This window comes from Arthrobacter sp. D2-10, assembly GCF_054161285.1.
Genome location: NZ_CP096431.1, coordinates 2,186,603 through 2,203,092 on the forward strand (window position 1 = coordinate 2,186,603; position 16,490 = coordinate 2,203,092).

Annotated in this window: 18 protein-coding genes; 2 read left to right on the plus strand and 16 right to left on the minus strand. The window is 64.9% G+C overall.

Annotated features, from left to right (window positions below):
- Window positions 1-57: 57 nt before the first annotated feature.
- The 10 genes from M1D74_RS10170 to clpS all read right to left on the minus strand — a co-directional run bounded on the left by M1D74_RS10170 (window position 58) and on the right by clpS (window position 7,179).
- Entirely contained in the window at window positions 58-741 is a 684-nt protein-coding gene (locus M1D74_RS10170) for a hypothetical protein (RefSeq protein ID WP_309071090.1), read from the minus strand.
- Window positions 738-1,658, minus strand: coding sequence for an ABC transporter ATP-binding protein (locus M1D74_RS10175; protein ID WP_458115249.1), 921 nt, complete (start codon window positions 1,656-1,658; stop codon window positions 738-740). Before M1D74_RS10175 ends, M1D74_RS10170 begins: the two co-directional genes overlap by 4 nt.
- Window positions 1,655-2,032 carry a GntR family transcriptional regulator gene (locus tag M1D74_RS10180; RefSeq protein ID WP_458117172.1) on the minus strand — a complete coding sequence of 126 codons (378 nt, stop codon included), beginning with the start codon at window positions 2,030-2,032 and terminating at the stop codon, window positions 1,655-1,657. The genes M1D74_RS10175 and M1D74_RS10180 overlap by 4 nt, the downstream gene beginning before the upstream one ends.
- A 174-nt stretch (window positions 2,033-2,206) precedes the next feature.
- The gene (locus tag M1D74_RS10185; RefSeq protein ID WP_309071088.1) at window positions 2,207-2,866 is read right to left on the minus strand and encodes a DedA family protein; all 660 of its coding nucleotides are present in this window, start codon (window positions 2,864-2,866) and stop codon (window positions 2,207-2,209) included.
- 85 nt (window positions 2,867-2,951) lie between these two features.
- A complete protein-coding gene (gene rdgB / locus M1D74_RS10190; protein WP_458115250.1) occupies window positions 2,952-3,587 on the minus strand; it encodes an RdgB/HAM1 family non-canonical purine NTP pyrophosphatase in 636 nt (211 codons plus the stop codon).
- Window positions 3,580-4,383, minus strand: coding sequence for a ribonuclease PH (gene rph / locus M1D74_RS10195; RefSeq protein WP_309071086.1), 804 nt, complete (start codon window positions 4,381-4,383; stop codon window positions 3,580-3,582). Before rph ends, rdgB begins: the two co-directional genes overlap by 8 nt.
- A gap of 64 nt (window positions 4,384-4,447) precedes the next feature.
- Window positions 4,448-5,239, minus strand: coding sequence for an MBL fold metallo-hydrolase (locus M1D74_RS10200; protein ID WP_309071085.1), 792 nt, complete (start codon window positions 5,237-5,239; stop codon window positions 4,448-4,450).
- Window positions 5,236-6,192 carry a glutamate racemase gene (murI, locus tag M1D74_RS10205; protein ID WP_458115251.1) on the minus strand — a complete coding sequence of 319 codons (957 nt, stop codon included), beginning with the start codon at window positions 6,190-6,192 and terminating at the stop codon, window positions 5,236-5,238. The genes M1D74_RS10200 and murI overlap by 4 nt, the downstream gene beginning before the upstream one ends.
- A gap of 105 nt (window positions 6,193-6,297) precedes the next feature.
- Window positions 6,298-6,864 carry a DUF2017 domain-containing protein gene (locus M1D74_RS10210; protein WP_309071083.1) on the minus strand — a complete coding sequence of 189 codons (567 nt, stop codon included), beginning with the start codon at window positions 6,862-6,864 and terminating at the stop codon, window positions 6,298-6,300.
- A 9-nt stretch (window positions 6,865-6,873) separates the two neighbouring features.
- Window positions 6,874-7,179: an ATP-dependent Clp protease adapter ClpS gene (clpS, locus tag M1D74_RS10215; RefSeq protein WP_309071082.1), complete on the minus strand. Its 306-nt coding sequence runs from the start codon at window positions 7,177-7,179 to the stop codon at window positions 6,874-6,876.
- A gap of 212 nt (window positions 7,180-7,391) precedes the next feature.
- On the opposite strand from clpS, the gene M1D74_RS10220 reads away from it, so the two are divergent.
- Both M1D74_RS10220 and M1D74_RS10225 read left to right on the plus strand, forming a co-directional pair.
- Window positions 7,392-8,660: a nicotinate phosphoribosyltransferase gene (locus M1D74_RS10220; RefSeq protein WP_458117173.1), complete on the plus strand. Its 1,269-nt coding sequence runs from the start codon at window positions 7,392-7,394 to the stop codon at window positions 8,658-8,660.
- Window positions 8,657-9,280, plus strand: coding sequence for an isochorismatase family protein (locus M1D74_RS10225; protein ID WP_309071080.1), 624 nt, complete (start codon window positions 8,657-8,659; stop codon window positions 9,278-9,280). The genes M1D74_RS10220 and M1D74_RS10225 overlap by 4 nt, the downstream gene beginning before the upstream one ends.
- Window positions 9,281-9,354: 74 nt before the next feature.
- On the opposite strand, the gene M1D74_RS10230 is transcribed toward M1D74_RS10225, so the two are convergent.
- The 6 genes from M1D74_RS10230 to M1D74_RS10255 form a co-directional block, all read right to left on the minus strand.
- Complete coding sequence (locus M1D74_RS10230) at window positions 9,355-11,130, minus strand: DEAD/DEAH box helicase (protein ID WP_309123909.1); 1,776 nt, start codon at window positions 11,128-11,130, stop codon at window positions 9,355-9,357.
- Window positions 11,127-12,578 carry an MFS transporter gene (locus tag M1D74_RS10235; RefSeq protein WP_458115252.1) on the minus strand — a complete coding sequence of 484 codons (1,452 nt, stop codon included), beginning with the start codon at window positions 12,576-12,578 and terminating at the stop codon, window positions 11,127-11,129. Before M1D74_RS10235 ends, M1D74_RS10230 begins: the two co-directional genes overlap by 4 nt.
- Window positions 12,579-12,645: 67 nt before the next feature.
- Window positions 12,646-12,942 (minus strand): DUF3039 domain-containing protein, encoded by a 297-nt coding sequence (locus M1D74_RS10240; protein ID WP_309072207.1) that lies wholly within the window; start codon window positions 12,940-12,942, stop codon window positions 12,646-12,648.
- A gap of 39 nt (window positions 12,943-12,981) precedes the next feature.
- Window positions 12,982-14,553 (minus strand): transporter, encoded by a 1,572-nt coding sequence (locus M1D74_RS10245; RefSeq protein WP_458115253.1) that lies wholly within the window; start codon window positions 14,551-14,553, stop codon window positions 12,982-12,984.
- Window positions 14,535-15,374: an ABC transporter ATP-binding protein gene (locus M1D74_RS10250; protein ID WP_458115254.1), complete on the minus strand. Its 840-nt coding sequence runs from the start codon at window positions 15,372-15,374 to the stop codon at window positions 14,535-14,537. Before M1D74_RS10250 ends, M1D74_RS10245 begins: the two co-directional genes overlap by 19 nt.
- A 113-nt stretch (window positions 15,375-15,487) precedes the next feature.
- Complete coding sequence (locus M1D74_RS10255) at window positions 15,488-16,489, minus strand: tetratricopeptide repeat protein (protein ID WP_309123911.1); 1,002 nt, start codon at window positions 16,487-16,489, stop codon at window positions 15,488-15,490.
- Window position 16,490: the final 1 nt, after the last annotated feature.

Sequence of the window (16,490 nt, forward strand, 5' to 3'; positions counted from 1 at the left end):
AAGCACAGGCAGCGGAACCGGCTTGGCGTGGCGCCTCCGCTGCCTGTGTGAAACCAGTTACGGCTCGGTGCGGCGCAATGTCAGGAAGGAACCGCCCGCCAGCACAACAGCGAGCACCGCGAGCCACCCGGCGACATCAAGCTGCGACTGTGCTCCAAGAAAAGCTCCAACCTGACCCCAGGCCTGCCGGGACCCGATCAGGTAGAGCGTTCCTACCAGCACCAGTGCAACGCTGATACCCGCCGATAGCAGCCCTGTGGCCTGCCAGCGCTTGTAGATGGTGGCTGCCCAGAAACCGATGAGGAACAGCGCCATCATGACCGCGAAGTAGAAGGCGATGGGATGGAACCACGGGCCGCCTGCAATCCATTCCAACGCGAAGAACCGGCCGTTGACACCCCATCCGCCTGTTGCCTGCTCGAGGAGGCCCAGCAGGTAGTACGAGACTGAGGTGATGAGGGCAATGATCGAGAAGAGCGCGATGGTTCCGAAAAAGAATGTCCGCCGTGTGATGCTGAGCCCCTGCGAGAAGGGAAAGGTGAGGGTCAGGGACTGGATGCCGAGCGCAAAGAAGTACCACATTACTGCCTGAGCGCCACCGGAGTAGCGTCCCTGCTCCGGGACAAGGGACCAGATGACCAGGGTGAGCAGGAAGGAGGCAGCCACAATAATGAGCGGAATCCCGATGAAGACCCACCGATTGGTCAATTGCATCCGCATGACATTGATGACGCGGTTCATCGTGCCGCCTCCGAGAAGGATCGGTTCGTGGCACCAGATGCTGCCGACGACGCGGACATGGTTTTACGGACTATGAGTTGTTGCAGTGAAACGGGCGCCAGCTCAAGGCCAAGTTCGGCGGCAGCGCGGGTTTCGTTTGCGGTCAATGGGCCGAGTGCCGTTACCGACGCCAGGGAAGCGAAGTTGTCCGTATGTACGATTTCACGGTCACCGAGGAAGCTCCACACCTTGTCGGCGGATCCCACTACGGTGAAAGCCGATCCTCTGATCGTGTCGGCGTCGTCGTCCATGATGATCCGGCCCTGGTCGATCACAATCACGTGCTCCAGCAGGTTGGCGACTTCATCGATCAGATGGGATGAGAGTACGACCGTGCGCGGATGCCGCGAGTAGTCCTCAACCAGCCGGTCGTAGAAGAGTTGGCGTGCGACGGCGTCCAGCCCCAGGTACGGCTCGTCGAAGAAGGTGATCTCCGCGCGCGATGCCAGTCCAATGATCACGCCGACTGCTGAGAGCTGCCCGCGGGAGAGCTTCTTGATGGTACGGCGTAGCGGTAGCTGAAAGTCTGCTGCCAGCCGGTCCGCCAACTCTTGATTCCAGTTGGCGAAGAAAAGCGCCGCGGACCTGAAGGCATGCTCGGCCGTGAAGGAGTCCGGGTACTTCTGGGATTCGCGGATGAAGCAGATGCGGTTGAGGACGCGCTCGTTCTCGTAGGGGTGCTCACCGAATACCCGCACCTCCCCGGACGATGCGAACCCCTGCGCGGTGAGGATGGACATCAGGGTGGTTTTTCCTGCACCGTTGCGGCCGAGAAGGCCGTAGATGCGGTCCGGCTGCAGTGCGAGGTTGACCCCCCGCAGAGCCTCCGACTTCCTGTACTTCTTGGTGAGGTCGTTGACCTCGATGATGGTATTCACTGTGCTCCCCCCTGGAGGGCGTGCTCGCCCTGCCTGATCATTTCTGCAAGTTCGTCCGGTTCGATGCCCAGCTTGCGCGCCTCCCGCGTGAGCGGCTGCACGTACCGGTCGAAGAACTTCTCACGTCGGCGCTGCATCAGCACGGTTCGCGCTCCTGTGGATACGAACATGCCGATTCCCCGTTGCTTGTACAGAATTCCGTCGTCGACGAGCCTGTTGACACCTTTGGCTGCAGTCGCCGGGTTAATGCGGTAGAAGGCCGCGAATTCGTTGGTGGACGGCACCTGAGACTCCTCTGCCAGCGTCCCGTCGATGATGTCGCTTTCGATGCGTTCAGCGATCTGGAGAAAGATCGGCCGACCATCATCGGTCAACACGTTGCTTCACCAACCACGGCCACGGCGGTTGCCCGCTTGATTGGTTCATCACTCATGTAACTAACCATACAACCCGGCGGGTCAAAGTCAACAAGCAGTTGAGAGGAAAGAGTTATCGCCCCTGGAGAAGGAGTAGTACAGGATGCCCGGGGTCACCCAGGACTGCTGGCGCTATGAGGCTTCGCGCTTGCGTCGGACCTTCCGCACCTTATTGACGACGAAGAACGCCATCACCAGCACGACGGCGGCAATCACCAGTTTTTGGAAGATGTCCGCGTACTGCTCCACCAGATGCCAGTTCTCGCCGAGGTAGTAGCCGGCCAGCACGAAGATGGAGTTCCAGATGAGGCTTCCGGCCAGCGTGAGACCCAGGAATTTCCACACGGGCATTCGTTCGATGCCTGCCGGAATTGATACGAGGCTGCGGAAGATCGGGACCATACGGCCAAAGAACACCGCCTTGTAACCGTGTCGGTTGAACCACGCCTCGACGCTGTCAACGTCCTCAAGGTCCACCAGCGGGACCTTGGCCACGAGGCGTCGCATCCGCTGCCGCCCGAGCAGAACGCCGAGCATATAGAGCAGATAGGCACCCACAACGGAGCCCGCTGTGGTCCAGAAGAGGGCTTCGAACAGAGTGAAGTCTCCCCTGCTCGCTGTAAATCCGGCCAGCGGAAGGATGACCTCACTGGGGAGAGGCGGGAAGAGGTTCTCCAGTGCGATGGCCAGACCGGCGCCGGGCGCCCCGATGGTCTCCATCATGGCAACAGCCCAATCAGCGACACCTCCGAGTGTGGATTCGTTTCCGGTCTGCAGGGGCAAGTTCTTCACGTCTGTTCTCATATCCCGGTTAAGTCTGCCCTATTGAACTGTGCACGCCGAAAGAGCAGGGGGCCGCAGGCGCTCCTCCCACCGGTCAGCGCAGGACGTCGACGATTGACGGCAGAAGTTCCTCGAACGCTTTGGCACGGTGACTGATGGCGTTTTTCTCCTCGGCCGTCAGTTCGGCGCAGCTGCGCTCCGCGCCGAGCGGCTGCAGCACGGGATCATAACCAAATCCCCCCTCGCCGCGCGGCTCACTCAGCAGAGTGCCGGCCAATTCCCCACGTTTGACGACGTCGGTCCCGCCCGGTACCGCAAGAGCTGCGGCACAGACAAACTGCGCGGCTCGCCGGTCCGCCGGAATATCCGACAGCTGGTTCAGCAGGAGATCGAGATTCGCCGAGTCATCACCATGGCGGCCTGCCCAGCGGGCCGAGAAGATACCGGGAGCGCCGCCGAGGACGTCAACGGCAAGACCGGAGTCATCCGCGACCGCCGGGATGCCCGTGGCCTCGGCAACGGCCCGTGCCTTGAGCAGCGCGTTCTCCTCGAAGGTTGTGCCGCTCTCCACAACATCGGGGGCGCCCGCGGCAGCTGCATCGATTACCTGCGTGTCGACATCGAGGCCCGGCACCTTGCCACGCAGCAACGCACGAAGTTCACGCAGCTTCCCGGCATTGCGTGTGGCGAGTACCAGCCGCGCCCGGGCCGGCGGTGTGTCCTCAGGCACCGGCCGCCTCCCCCAGAGTCTCCCGCTGAATCTGTGCAAGCTGCGCTGTACCGAGCAGTGCCAGGTCAAGGAGTGCATCAAGTTCCGACCGGTCGAAGGGGGCGCCCTCGGCGGTCCCCTGGACCTCAACGAAGCTCCCGCTTCCGGTCACGACGACGTTCATGTCGGTCTCTGCGCGGACGTCTTCCACATAGGGCAGGTCGAGCATCGGCACCCCGTCGATGATGCCGACGCTTACCGCTGCAACGGTATCGGTCAGCGGGCGGGAAGACGCCGGAATGATTCCATGCTCCTTCGCGTAGCGGATCGCTTCGGCGAGCGCCACATAGGCACCGGTGATCGCAGCGGTGCGGGTGCCTCCGTCGGCCTGGAGAACGTCGCAGTCGAGCACGATGGTGTTCTCTCCCAGCGCGCGCGTGTCAATGATCGATCGGAGTGACCGGCCGATCAGCCGGGAGATCTCGTGGGTGCGCCCGCCGATCCGTCCCTTCACCGATTCGCGGTCCGAGCGGGTGTTGGTGGCGCGGGGCAGCATGGCGTACTCAGCCGTCACCCACCCCTTACCCTCGCCCTTGAGCCAGCGGGGAACGCCTGTAGTGAGTGACGCGGTGCACAGCACCCTGGTGTTGCCGAATTCGATGAGCGCTGAACCCTCCGCCTGGTTCGACCAGCCGCGCGTGATGCTGATGTTCCTGAGCTGGTCCGGAGCACGACCGTCGGCACGGACAACCTCGCTTCCGGATGCGGAACGAGAGGTGGACGCGGAAGCCTGCCCGGCGGAGGATGGGGAAGTCATGGGATCCAGTCTGCCAGAGGCCTTCCGCGCGGGCGATTCGATCCCGCGGGGCGGTCCGCCGTCGTCAGACCAGGTATGAAACTCCGGCAACAGCTACGGCAACGTCTCCCGTATAGCTGCTGCGTGCCTCTTCCATGGTCCGGACTGCGTCATTCCAGACGGGCAGGTGAGTCAGCAGCAGCCGGTGTGATGCGGCGGCTGAGGCCACATCGCCCGCACGCTTACCGGTCAGGTGGACGCCGCGGACGGCGTCATCCCTGCCCTCATGGAAGGCTGCCTCACACAGGAAGATATTGGAGTCCGCGGCGGCCTCGATGAGCCCGTCACAAGCATCGGTGTCGCCCGAATAGGTCAGGACACGCTTGCCGCCCGGCGCCTCGGAATCGGCCACTTCAACGCGGAGGGCGTAGGCCTCATCCACAGGATGCAGTACCGGGAAGGGCGTGATGGTGAAGGGCCCTACCTGCACGGGCGTGCGCGGTGACCAGGCCCGGAACTCAAAGTCCTCGTGCATGCCCGGATCCAGGTCAAGGCCGTATGCGGTGGCCATGCGGTCTGCGGTCGCAGCGGGCCCCCAGACGGGAATCCGGGGCTGGTTCCACCCCTCCGGGTCCCAGTGCACTGCCACATGCAGTCCGCACAGGTCCATGCAGTGATCGGGGTGAAGGTGACTCAACAGGACAGCGTCGATATCCCTCAGGTCCATGTAGCGCTGGAGGGCGCCGAGCGACCCATTACCGAGATCCAGCAGAATCCGCCACGTCTTGCCGTCCTCCTGCAGCGTCACGAGGTAACAGGAGGCCGGTGATTGCGGACCCGGGAAGGATCCGCTGCACCCGACGATGGTCAGCTTCATGCGAGGCGGTTCCCGCCCGCGCCCACATCCGCTCGCGCCGACGCAATCATCTCCGGCGTGATCCGGGCCATACTCCCTGTCGGATACTGGGCTGAGACGTGGTCAACATGCTCCACGCTCAGCACTTCCGGACCGAGGAAGCGCCGTGCGAGTTCCTCGAAGCGGGCGGCGTTCCCCGTCGCGACGAAATGGTGCCGGGGCTGGCCCGGGCCCTTGCGCAGCAGATCATGCGATACGAGGGCGCGGTAGACGTCCTTCGCAGTTTCCTCCGCGCTCGAGACGAGGGTCACCGAATCTCCCATGACGTAGGAAATCACGCCCGTAAGGAGCGGATAGTGCGTGCACCCGAGAACCAGGGTGTCGACGTCGGCCTCCTGCAGAGGGCGGAGATAGCGGGCGGCGGTTTCCAGCACGTCGGACCCCGCCGTGACACCCGCCTCCACATAGTCGACGAACTCGGGACAGGCTGCGGAAAAAATCTCCAGATGGGGGGCAGCGGCAAAGGTGTCCTCATAGGCGCGCGAGCCCACGGTAGCGCTGGTGCCGATGACGCCGATGCGTCCGGTCCGTGTGGATGCGACCGCGCGCCGCACCGCCGGCTGGATCACCTCGATGACGGGTATGCCGTAGCGCGCGGTGTAGCGCTCCCGGGCGTCGCGGAGCACCGCGGCCGACGCCGAATTACAGGCAATGACGAGGAGCTTCACTCCCGAGTCCACCAGTTCGTCCATCACACCCAGCGCGTAGGCCCTCACCTGCGCAATGGGCAACGGACCGTAGGGCGCATGTGCGGTGTCTCCGACGTACATCACCGATTCGTGGGGAAGCTGGTCGATAACGGCCCGCGCCACGGTAAGGCCCCCGACTCCCGAATCGAAGATCCCAATGGGTGCTTCAGTGGACCTCAGAGCGGCCAGCTCGGCAGCCTCAGCTGCGGCAGTGTTCGAACTCATGATCCTCTGAGGATAGGACGCACCGCACCGGTTGGCTAAGCGGCGCGGCGTGGCCTTAATCACAGTGCAGAGATGTCCGCTCGGCCTGCGGCCGCTCGACAGCGGTTAGTCGGAAGCATCGACAGAGGCGAGAAGCGCCTGCATCAGCCCCTCCTGCACCCAGGTCACGAAGTTATAGACGAGGGCCAGGTAGGACTCGAGATCCTCGGCGTCCTCGAGATCGGAGATCTCATGCAGCCGTGCCGCATCCTCCTCGGATGTGATGTCCAGGCGGTCGGCCAGCACCAGCCGCACGTCGTTGAGCGCGCGGGCCAGCACCTGGGCCTGGTCGTTGTTCAGGACCACCTGCGTGTTCTCCAGCAGAAGCGCCGCGCCGCGCAGGGCACTGACTTTCTCCTCCCGTAGCGAGCGCTCGGTGAGGCGCCGGAATTCGAGCGCCTCGCCGTCGTCGTTCCTCACTGCATCCGGAAGCAGACGGATCACCGCGCTGTCATCCGGCTTCACCGCTTCCAGGTCGAGGCCCACCAGTGCGGCCAGCGGATCCTCGTTCTCCCGCTTCTCCGGCTCAAGCAGCTGCACGACGTCGGCGAATAGCCGCCGCAGCAGCCTCACCTCCCCGGATTCGAACTCCCCGGTGATACCGCGCCGTGTCTTACGAAATGCCCTGGCCACTGCCGCTCCCTACGCGTCCGCTGTCTGGAAAGTGGCCCACAGGCCGTACGAGTGCATCGCCACGGTGTCCCGTTCGGCCTGTTCACGCGATCCCGTGGAGACCACCGATCTGCCTTGCTCGTGCACCTCGAGCATGAGGGTGCGGGCCTTCGCCTCGCTGTAACCGAAGTAGGTCTGGAAGACGTAGGTCACGTAGCTCATCAGGTTCACCGGGTCATTCCAGACGATGACCACCCACGGAACATCGCTGCTGGTCAGCGAGTCCTCTTCCGTTTCCTCAGCCTGATGGGTTTCGGGAACAACGCCAACACTCATGGTCCCCATTGTAGGTTGGCAGGCCCGTCCGTCCCGCCCGCTCCACTCCGCCGCCCACCCCGCCGCCCCACCTCGCCGCCACTGGCTGTTCCGCTCACGGCGCCATCGCGGTACTCACGCAGCAACTGCAGGGCTAGAGTTTTCCTGTGAGCCCACACCGAACCTGGCAGCACCCGAACTCCGCTCTTTACACGGATCACTATGAGCTGACCATGCTGCAGGCCTCCCTCCATTCGGGAGCCGCGCACCGCAAGTCAGTCTTCGAAGTCTTCACCCGACGCCTGCCGGAGGGCCGCCGCTACGGTATCGTGGCCGGCACCGGCCGCTTGCTGGAGGGGTTGAGGCATTTCCGCTTCGAACAGGCCCAGCTGGACGCGCTTTCCGCTGCCGGAGTCGTCGATGACGCCACGCTCGGCTGGCTCTCCGATTTCCGATTCACCGGCAATATCTGGGGGTACGCAGAGGGTGAAGCCTACTTCCCCTCCTCCCCCATCCTCATCGTCGAGGGCAGCTTCGCGGAGGCCTGCATCCTTGAGACCTACCTGCTCTCCGTCCTCAACCACGACAGCGCCATCGCGTCCGCTGCCTCCCGCATGACCGGTGCCGCCGGAACGCGGCCCTGCATCGAGATGGGCTCGCGGCGCACCCAGGAGGAATCCGCGGTGGCAGCCGCACGCGCAGCCATCATCGGCGGTTTCGCCAGCACCTCCAACCTCGAAGCGGGACGCCGCTACGGAATCCGCACCGTCGGCACGGCAGCGCACTCCTTCACGCTGCTCCACGACTCCGAGCCGGAGGCCTTCGCCGCGCAGGTTGCCGCCCTCGGTAAGGGAACCTCACTGCTCGTGGATACGTACGACGTCGAGCAGGGTGTCCGCAACGCTGTCGCGGCCGGCGGTCCGGACCTTGGTGCGGTACGGCTCGACTCCGGCGACCTCGTCGAGCAGGCCCGCTGGGTGCGGCAGCTGCTTGACGACCTCGGCAATCACCAGACACGCATCGTGGTCACCTCCGACCTCGATGAGTACGCTATCGGCCTCCTTGCCTCCGCACCCGTGGATTCCTACGGAGTCGGCACGTCCCTCGTGACCGGCTCGGGCGCGCCGACCGCAGGGATGGTGTACAAGCTGGTGAGCAGGACGGACGACGACGGCGAATTCGTTTCAGTGGCCAAGGCCGCCAAGAACAAGGCGTCGGTGGGCGGCCGCAAGTACGCCCTGCGCCGTCTCAACGAGTCCGGCACCGCCGTGGCGGAAGTCATCGGCATCGGTAGCCACCCGTACGACGACGGCAATGACCGCCCCCTGCTGCAGCAGTTCGTGGCCGACGGTGAAGTCCTGCCCGGATGGACCGGACCCGAGGGCGTGCAGCGCGCCGTCGAACGCCACCGCGAGACCATGGCCGAGCTGCCTGGATCAGTGATGAGGCTCCAGCGCGGCGAGCCCGCGATTCCCACCGAATTCGAGGAGGAGTCCGAATGACACGGGCGCTGATCATCGTCGACGTGCAGAACGACTTCTGTGAGGGCGGCTCCCTTGCCGTGAGGGGCGGGGCGGAGGTCGCCCAGGCGCTCAGTGACTACCTTGACGCGCAGGGGGACCACTACGACTACGTCGTCGCCACCCAGGACTGGCATATCGATCCGGGCTCGCACTTTTCCGACAATCCGGACTTTGTTGACTCCTGGCCGGTTCACTGCGTGGCCGACCGGCCCGGCGCCCAGTTCCACCCGAATCTGGACACGGAAGGACTCGACGCAGTCTTCCGGAAAGGACAGTACGAGGCCGCATATTCCGGATTCGAGGGCGTTCTCGCGCCCGAAGACCTCGTGCCAACGGGTGAGCAGAAACTGGCCGCAGCCGTACCCGTCACTGCCGATGACGCCGTCTCGCTCGATGACTGGCTGCGCGACCACGAAGTGGACGAAGTGGCTATTGCAGGTCTGGCTGCCGATTACTGTGTGCGGGCCACCGCCCTGGATGCCGTGGGCGCCGGCTACACCACGCGCCTGCTGGTCGACTACACCCGTCCGGTGCACCCCGACCGCCTCAGCGAGGTGCTTGCCGAGTTGGAGGACGCCGGCGTCGACCTCGTAGGCTGAACCAGGCGGGGTCCAACTCAACCTGCTCCACAGCGGCCTAGGCGTCAGCGGCTTGCTCTACAGCGGCCTGGCGGTCAGCGGCCGATGAACCAGTCCTGCAGCTTCTTCAACCTGCGCCGAAGCTGTTCCTCGTTGGCTTGGGCCACGGCCGGACCGCCGCAGGCCTTGCGGAGTTCAGTGTGAACGACGCCATGGGGCATCCCGGACCGGGCCGACCAGGCCGACACGTTCTTGGCGAGCTGCCCGCGCAGTTCCGTGAGCTGGCGGTGATCGACGACTTCCGGCGCCGCCGGCTCGTGGGCGGCGACCGGCCGTCGTCGTCGTGATTGCTGTTCCTGCTGGCGCTGCCTCAGCAGCACACCCACCTGGTCCGCGTCGAGCAGGCCTGGAATCCCGAGGAAGTCGAGCTCCTCTTCGCTGCCCATCTCGCCGCCCGTGCCGAACTCGCCTCCGTCGAACAGGACGCGGTCAAACGCCGCCTGCGACTCAAGCGCTTCGAACTTCTGCTTCATCAGCTCGCCGGAGGCCTTCTCCTCCCGGTTGGCGGCTTCCATGAGGGCCTCTTCGGGCGCGAAGCCGTCCTCGTTATTATCCGGACGATCGAGCGCATGATCGCGCTCCACCTCCAGCTGGTTGGCCAGCATCATCAGGTTGGGCACCGACGGCAGGAAGACCGACGCCGTCTCTCCCCGCCGTCGGGCACGTACAAACCGGCCCACCGCCTGAGCGAAGAACAGTGGGGTGGCAGTGGAGGTGGCGTACACGCCCACCGCCAGCCGGGGGACGTCGACACCCTCGGACACCATGCGGACTGCGACCATCCAGCGGGTCTCGCCCGCCGAGAATTCCTCAATCTTTCCGGAGGCCTTGGCATCATCCGAGAGAATGACAGTGGGTGACTCACCGGTGATCTTCTTGAGCTGTCCGGCGTACGCGCGGGCGTCGTCGTGGTCAGTTGCGATCACCAGACCACCGGCGTCAGGAACAGCCCGGCGAACCTCAGTAAGGCGCCGGTCGGCAGCCGCGAGCACAGCGGGGATCCATTCGCCGTTCGGGTTCAGGGCGGTCCGCCAGGCCTGGGCCGTGATGTCCTTCGTGACGGCCGCTTCGCCCAGCGACGCCGCCATTTCCTCGCCCGCGCTAGTGCGCCAGCGCATCTGGCCCGAGTACGCCATGAAGATCACCGGGCGGACCACGTGGTCCCGGAGGGCATCGCCATAGCCGTAGGTGTAGTCCGACCGGGACCGGCGGATACCGTCGGCGTCCTCGGCGTATTCCACGAAAGGGATCGCCGCGGTGTCAGAGCGGAATGGGGTACCGGTGAGGGCTAGCCTCCGGGTTGCGGGTTCGAACGCTTCGCGGATACCGTCGCCCCACGACAGTGCGTCGCCGCCGTGGTGGATCTCGTCCAGGATCACCAGCGTCTTCGCCGCCTCGGTCTTCGCCCGGTGCAGCATCGGCTTGCTGGCGACCTGGGCGTAGGTCACAGCGACACCGATGAAGCCCTCACCATGCCGGCCGTCCGCGTTACGGAAGTTCGGGTCGATCGAAAGGCCGACGCGGGCTGCGGCGTCTGACCACTGCCGCTTGAGGTGGTCGGTAGGGGCCACGACGACGATGCGATTCACGATGCGCCGGTCAACCAGTTCGGTGGCGACACGCAGGGCGAAGGTGGTCTTACCGGCGCCGGGCGTCGCGACAGCCAGGAAGTCCTGGGGAGAGTTCGCGAAATACTTCGCGAGGGCCTCTTCCTGCCACTGTCGAAGCTTGGGTGCAGTGCCCCAGGCAGCACGCTCCGGGTACGCGGGAGGAAGGGTCTGGCCGGCTCCGAACAGTGCGTTATTGCTCACTCTTGGGACGGCACCTTTCCTGGATCTGTTGTTGCGGCAAGGGGTTCCCGGTCACCGCGGGCGGCCCTCAACCCGGCCACTATACCGACTACCGCAAAGACGCACAGAGCCAACCAGATTGCAACAAACACGGACACCTGTCCGGGTGCATCGGGGTCCCGCAGGAGGGCGAACAACCCTCCGGCGCCCGCCGTTCCTATGACACCTCCCAATTGGTCCGAGAGCTGCAGCGCCGCCGAATTGCGCCCCTGCTCGTGCGGCGCTGACAGCTTCAGGACGAGAACCGAGGTGCTGGAAAGCGTCAGTCCCATGGCAAAGCCGGCGGCAAGCCATACGAGCACGAGAACCCAGAAGGGGACCTCGGCCGCCGCGGCGAGGGCGAGACCGCCGATGCACAGGGACAGGAGGGTGGAGCCAATGACGAGCAGCCACTGGCGACGGAAACTCACCCTCGCCTGCACGAAGGAGCCTGCGCTCCACCCGATGGCGGCAGCGCTGAGGGCCAAACCAGCGGTCGAGGCGTCCAGGCCTCGGGCGGAGACAAGCATCAGCGGAACAAAGGCTTCTGCGCCGAAGAATGCGACGGTCAGCAACCCGCGGGTGGCAATGACGCTCGGCAGTCCGGGCGCGAGACGCACGGTACCGGTAGGCAGGAGACGAGGGAAAGCAACGGCGGCAACTGCGAAGCCGGCTACTCCCAATGCAACGAGGAGCCAGGCAGAAACTGGATCGGCAAAACCATCGGCAGCAATCTTCGTCAGCGCGTACTGTGCAGCGAAGACCCCTCCGGCAAGCAGGACCCCGGTCGCGGCGTTCCTTCGCGCCGGGGCGTCAAGTGGTTCACGGGCGGCGGTCACGCGCAGGCTGGCCGTTCGCGGCCAGACCAACAGAAATGCGGCAACCACAACGGGAGCAACCCCGAGAAAGACCCAGCGCCAGCTCGCCTGTTCGGCCAGCACGCCTGAGACGTACGGTCCAATCAGGGAGGGCACTACCCACGCCGCCGCCAGCCAGCCGAACACAACCGGCTGCATCCGCTGCGGGTAAGCCTTGGCGATGATCACGTAGACAGCAACGATCATGAAGCCGCCCCCAAGGCCTGACACTGCCCGACCGAAGGTCATCAGCCAGAAAGCCGGCGCGCTACCGGACACCGCCAGCCCGGCGACCATCAGTGCAAGGCCGGCAGCCAACGCGGGACGCGGCCCCCGCCGGTCACACCAGATACCGCCCAGGACGCTGCCCAGCAGCGACGCGGTGAGGTACATCGAGAACGCGAGCCCGTAACTGGAAACGCCGTCGAGTTCTTGAGCGACTGAGGGCATCGCCGTGACCACCGCCATCGCCTCGAACGCGGCGCACGTGATGATTGCGATAACCCCGATGGTCAGGGGCCTCAGCGATGCGGACATTGCTCCGCCGCGCGGCAAAGCCTCGGATTGTGACATGGCTTCCTCACGAGCGCGCAAACGTCCGCCGGGCCCTGCCCGGCGGACGTTCTGTCATGCGGTATCCCTAGGACTTATCTCCGGGACGCATTGAATTGTAAATTTCCTTGCACGTTGGGCACACCGGAAACTTCTCCGGATCCCTTCCGGGGGTCCACACCTTGCCGCAGAGCGCAATGACGGGCTCTCCGGAGAGGGCCGACTCCATGATCTTCTCTTTGCGCACGTAGTGGGCGAACCGCTCCCGGTCGCCAGGTTCCAGCTCCTCGCGCAGTTCTTCGCGCTCAATCGTGGCCGTGGACGTACCGGAGTCTCCAGGCGAACCGTAGGGACTGTCGTCAAAGGGGTCTGCTGGCGTACTCATGGATCCATCCTACTGCCGATGAAGAGCTCCGACCGGGACTCACTTGTTGACGCTGACCGCCTGCAGCAGTTCCGCGCCCCGTTTGTCATACCAGGCACCGCCGAGCCGTATACCTCCGATCAGCGCCCCGGCCCCCAGGACCAACCCTGTAAGCAGCGTCAGCCAGCCGAACACGGCGTTCCCGGTCACAAGATACGCAATCGCGAACCCGAGCTCAGGCAGCAGGAGCACCGCCAGGACCACCCAGCCAACGAACTGGATGGCGAGCATGGAAAAGCCGGTTCCCGGGGGTGTCTTGAACGGACTCTCCCCCGGAAGCGGGACGTTGTAGGTATAGCGGGCCGACAGGACGCTGGAGAAGCCCGCACCGGTCAGGAGCGCGCCGGCGCTGAGCCCGAGCATCATGGGAAGGTCAGCTAGTGAGCCGCTCACTATAAGCGGAACGACAGTGAAAACGAGTACCACGGGCGTCGCAAAGACCATCAGGGCAAGCGCCCGTCCAGCGCGGTCGGCCTTTCCGCTCAACCCGGCCGAAAGGTGGATCCAGAAGGCGGTGTTGTCGTAGGAGATATCCGCCGAGATGGACCAGGCAAGCAGGAATGCAGTGATCGGACCGAGATAGTTCAGCAGAGCCAGGTCACCTGACTCACCGCTGATGAACCAGAGAAGAATCGGCAGCAGCGGCACCAGGATCACTGATGCTGCATACCTCGGATCCCGCATCCAGTAGGTCAGGGCCCGGGCAGCGACGGCGCCGGTGGGTGACGCCGGGAAGCGTGAGAACAAACCGAGGTCGCCTGCCCCCTTGCGGGTCACTGCATTGTGCGGCGGCGTGACCAGGGCGTGACTGAGGCTCTTCTGCCACAGGAACGCCATCACGCATATGGTGCCGACCCCGATTGCAAAGCGTGCCAGAGCAGTAGGCCACTCTCCCACAGCCAGGTCCGCAGGAACGGCGAGGAAGACGCCCAACGGTGTCCAGGCGAGGATATGTGCCAGCTCACCGGCGAACCCCGGGGAATTCTGGAATCCTGCCGTGATGCCGGCGAAGATGGGGCCGAGCAAGACCAGCGGGATGATCGCCACGGTGGAGCTGAGGTCCTTGAACCGACGTGACGACGCGAGGGCGGCGCCCGCCGTCGTAATCAAACGGGAACCGACCACGCACAGAAGGATTGCACCGGCAGCACACACGATCGCCGCGAGGGCTGCAACGGGATGGCGGATCCAGGTGACGGCCAGGGTCAGGAGCGCGATCAGCGTAACGATGCCGGGGATGCCGATGACCCCGCCAAGCGCAAGGCCCGTCATGAGTTGGCGCATGGGCACGGCGAAGGTGACGAAGCGGGCGGGATCCAGCGTCATGTCCACCCCGGAGACCACGAGCGGGATTACCAACCAGCCCAGCACGGCAGCCGACCCACCCAGCACCACAACGGTCCGCACGAGCTCCAGATCCAAAGTACCGAGGGTTACCAGGCCCGCGACGACCAGCCCCAACAGGCCCAATCCGTACAGGCCCCCGAGGATGACGCCGACAAGCTGCCAGGTGCTTCGGCGGAGTGAGTTGCGCAGGAGGAGGAGCTTGAGTTTCAGGAGGTGCGCAACCACGACAGCCCCTCCGCTGTGTTCCGGCCGCCGACGAGCTCCACGAACCGGTCTTCGAGGCTCGCATCACCGCGCACAGCGTCGACTGTTCCGGCGGCCAGAACGGTCCCCGCCGCGATGACCGCAACGTGGTCGCACATCCGCTGAACCAGGTCCATGACATGGCTCGAGACGATTACTGTTCCACCGGAGTGCACGTAGGTGGCGAGGATGTCGCGGATATTCGCCGCAGACACAGGATCGACCGATTCGAACGGCTCATCCAGCACCAGCAGCCTCGGCGCATGCACGAGAGCAGAGGCGAGCGCGATTTTCTTCGTCATGCCGGCTGAGTAGTCCACCACGAGGGTCCCGGCGTCGTCTGCCAGGTCCAACGCCTTGAGCAGGTCCGCAACCCGCTCTGCAACCTCGCCGCGGTCCATCCCGCGCAGCAGGCCTGCATACGTCACCAGCTGTTCACCGGTCAACCGGTCGAAGAGCCGGACGCCATCGGGCAGGATCCCCATGAGCCTCTTGGCCTCGAGCGGATTCTGCCAGACATCGACCCCGTTCACCCAGGCCTGGCCGTAGTCAGGACGAAGCAGGCCCGTGGCCATGGACAAGGTTGTGGTCTTGCCTGCGCCGTTCGGTCCGACCAGGCCGTAAAACGATCCGGTCGGCACATCGAGGTCAATGCCGTTGACAGCAATTTTGTCGCCGAAACGCTTGGCCAGTCCCCTCAGGGCAATTGCCGGTCGCCCGGCCGCCGCATCGGCGCTGGCGGATTGCTTCTGCTTCTGCGGTTCCGGGGCATGCGCGGGTGAGGAAACAGGCTGCGAGGTCATGCGTCAACGCTAACAACGGAGCCGGTGTCCGCCCCTCATCCAAAAGGACGAAAAACCCCTGCTTCACAGCGGGATAGTCCGGTGCTGCCCTGCGCAGCGGGACCCGGTTGAGGCTAGAACAGAGCTCTGGCGAGGGCGCTGCGTGCCTTGTTCACCCGAGGGTCGGTTGGGCCGACAATATCGAACAGTTCGAGGAGACGGACGCGCGCCGTCTCCCGGTCCTCGCCGGAGGATCGCGCAATAAAAGTGGTGAGGCGTGCGAACGCATCCTCAACATGCCCACCGGACAGGTCAAGATCAGCGACGGCAAGCTGCGCCTCAACCGAGTCAGGAGCGTCCGCCGCCGCTGTGCGCAGGGACGTGGCGTCGGCATCCTGGAGGCGCTGCATGAGCTGCACCTGGGCGAGTCCCGCCTTTGCATCAGCATCGGCCGGCTGCTCGGCGAGCGCCTTGCGGTAGGCCGCGGCAGCAGTTGCGTAGTCCCCTGCTTCGATGGCGTCGAACGCCTCCTGGTGATGCGGGGGAAGCGGTTCCTCTGCCGGTTCACCGGCGGCCGGGCCGGCCCCTGGCGCATCGTTCAACGAACCGCTCACGCCGTTGGCCTGTGCGACCTTCAGCAACTCATCCACATAGGTTCGGATCTGCGCTTCCGGGAGTGCTCCCTCGAACAGCGGTACAGGCTGTCCCTTGAGGATACCGACGACGGTGGGAACCCCCTGCGCCTGGAACGCCTGCGCGATTCCCGGCTGCGTTTCGAAGTCGACCCGTGCGAGCAATACCCGGCCCGCCTGCTCCACAGCGATCGATTCGAGAGCGGAGAGGACTTGCGACGACTGGTCGCTCCAGGATGCGCCGAGGGCGACAATCACCGGCACCTGCGCGGAGAGCTGCACGAGCTGCGGAAACACCTGCTCGGTGACGTCGACAATGTAGGGGCTGCCGCCGGCGGGTGCACTCCCGGCACCCGGGCTCGCGGCGCCCCCGGCGCCCTGGGCAGCAGTCGGGGCGCTTGACGCCTGGGCCTGGGCACGGGCTTTCAATGCGGAGAGGTCGACTGCTCCGCGGAGGTTCATCGACGACGGCGCAGCGCCGCCGGGTGTATTGGGAATCGTCATG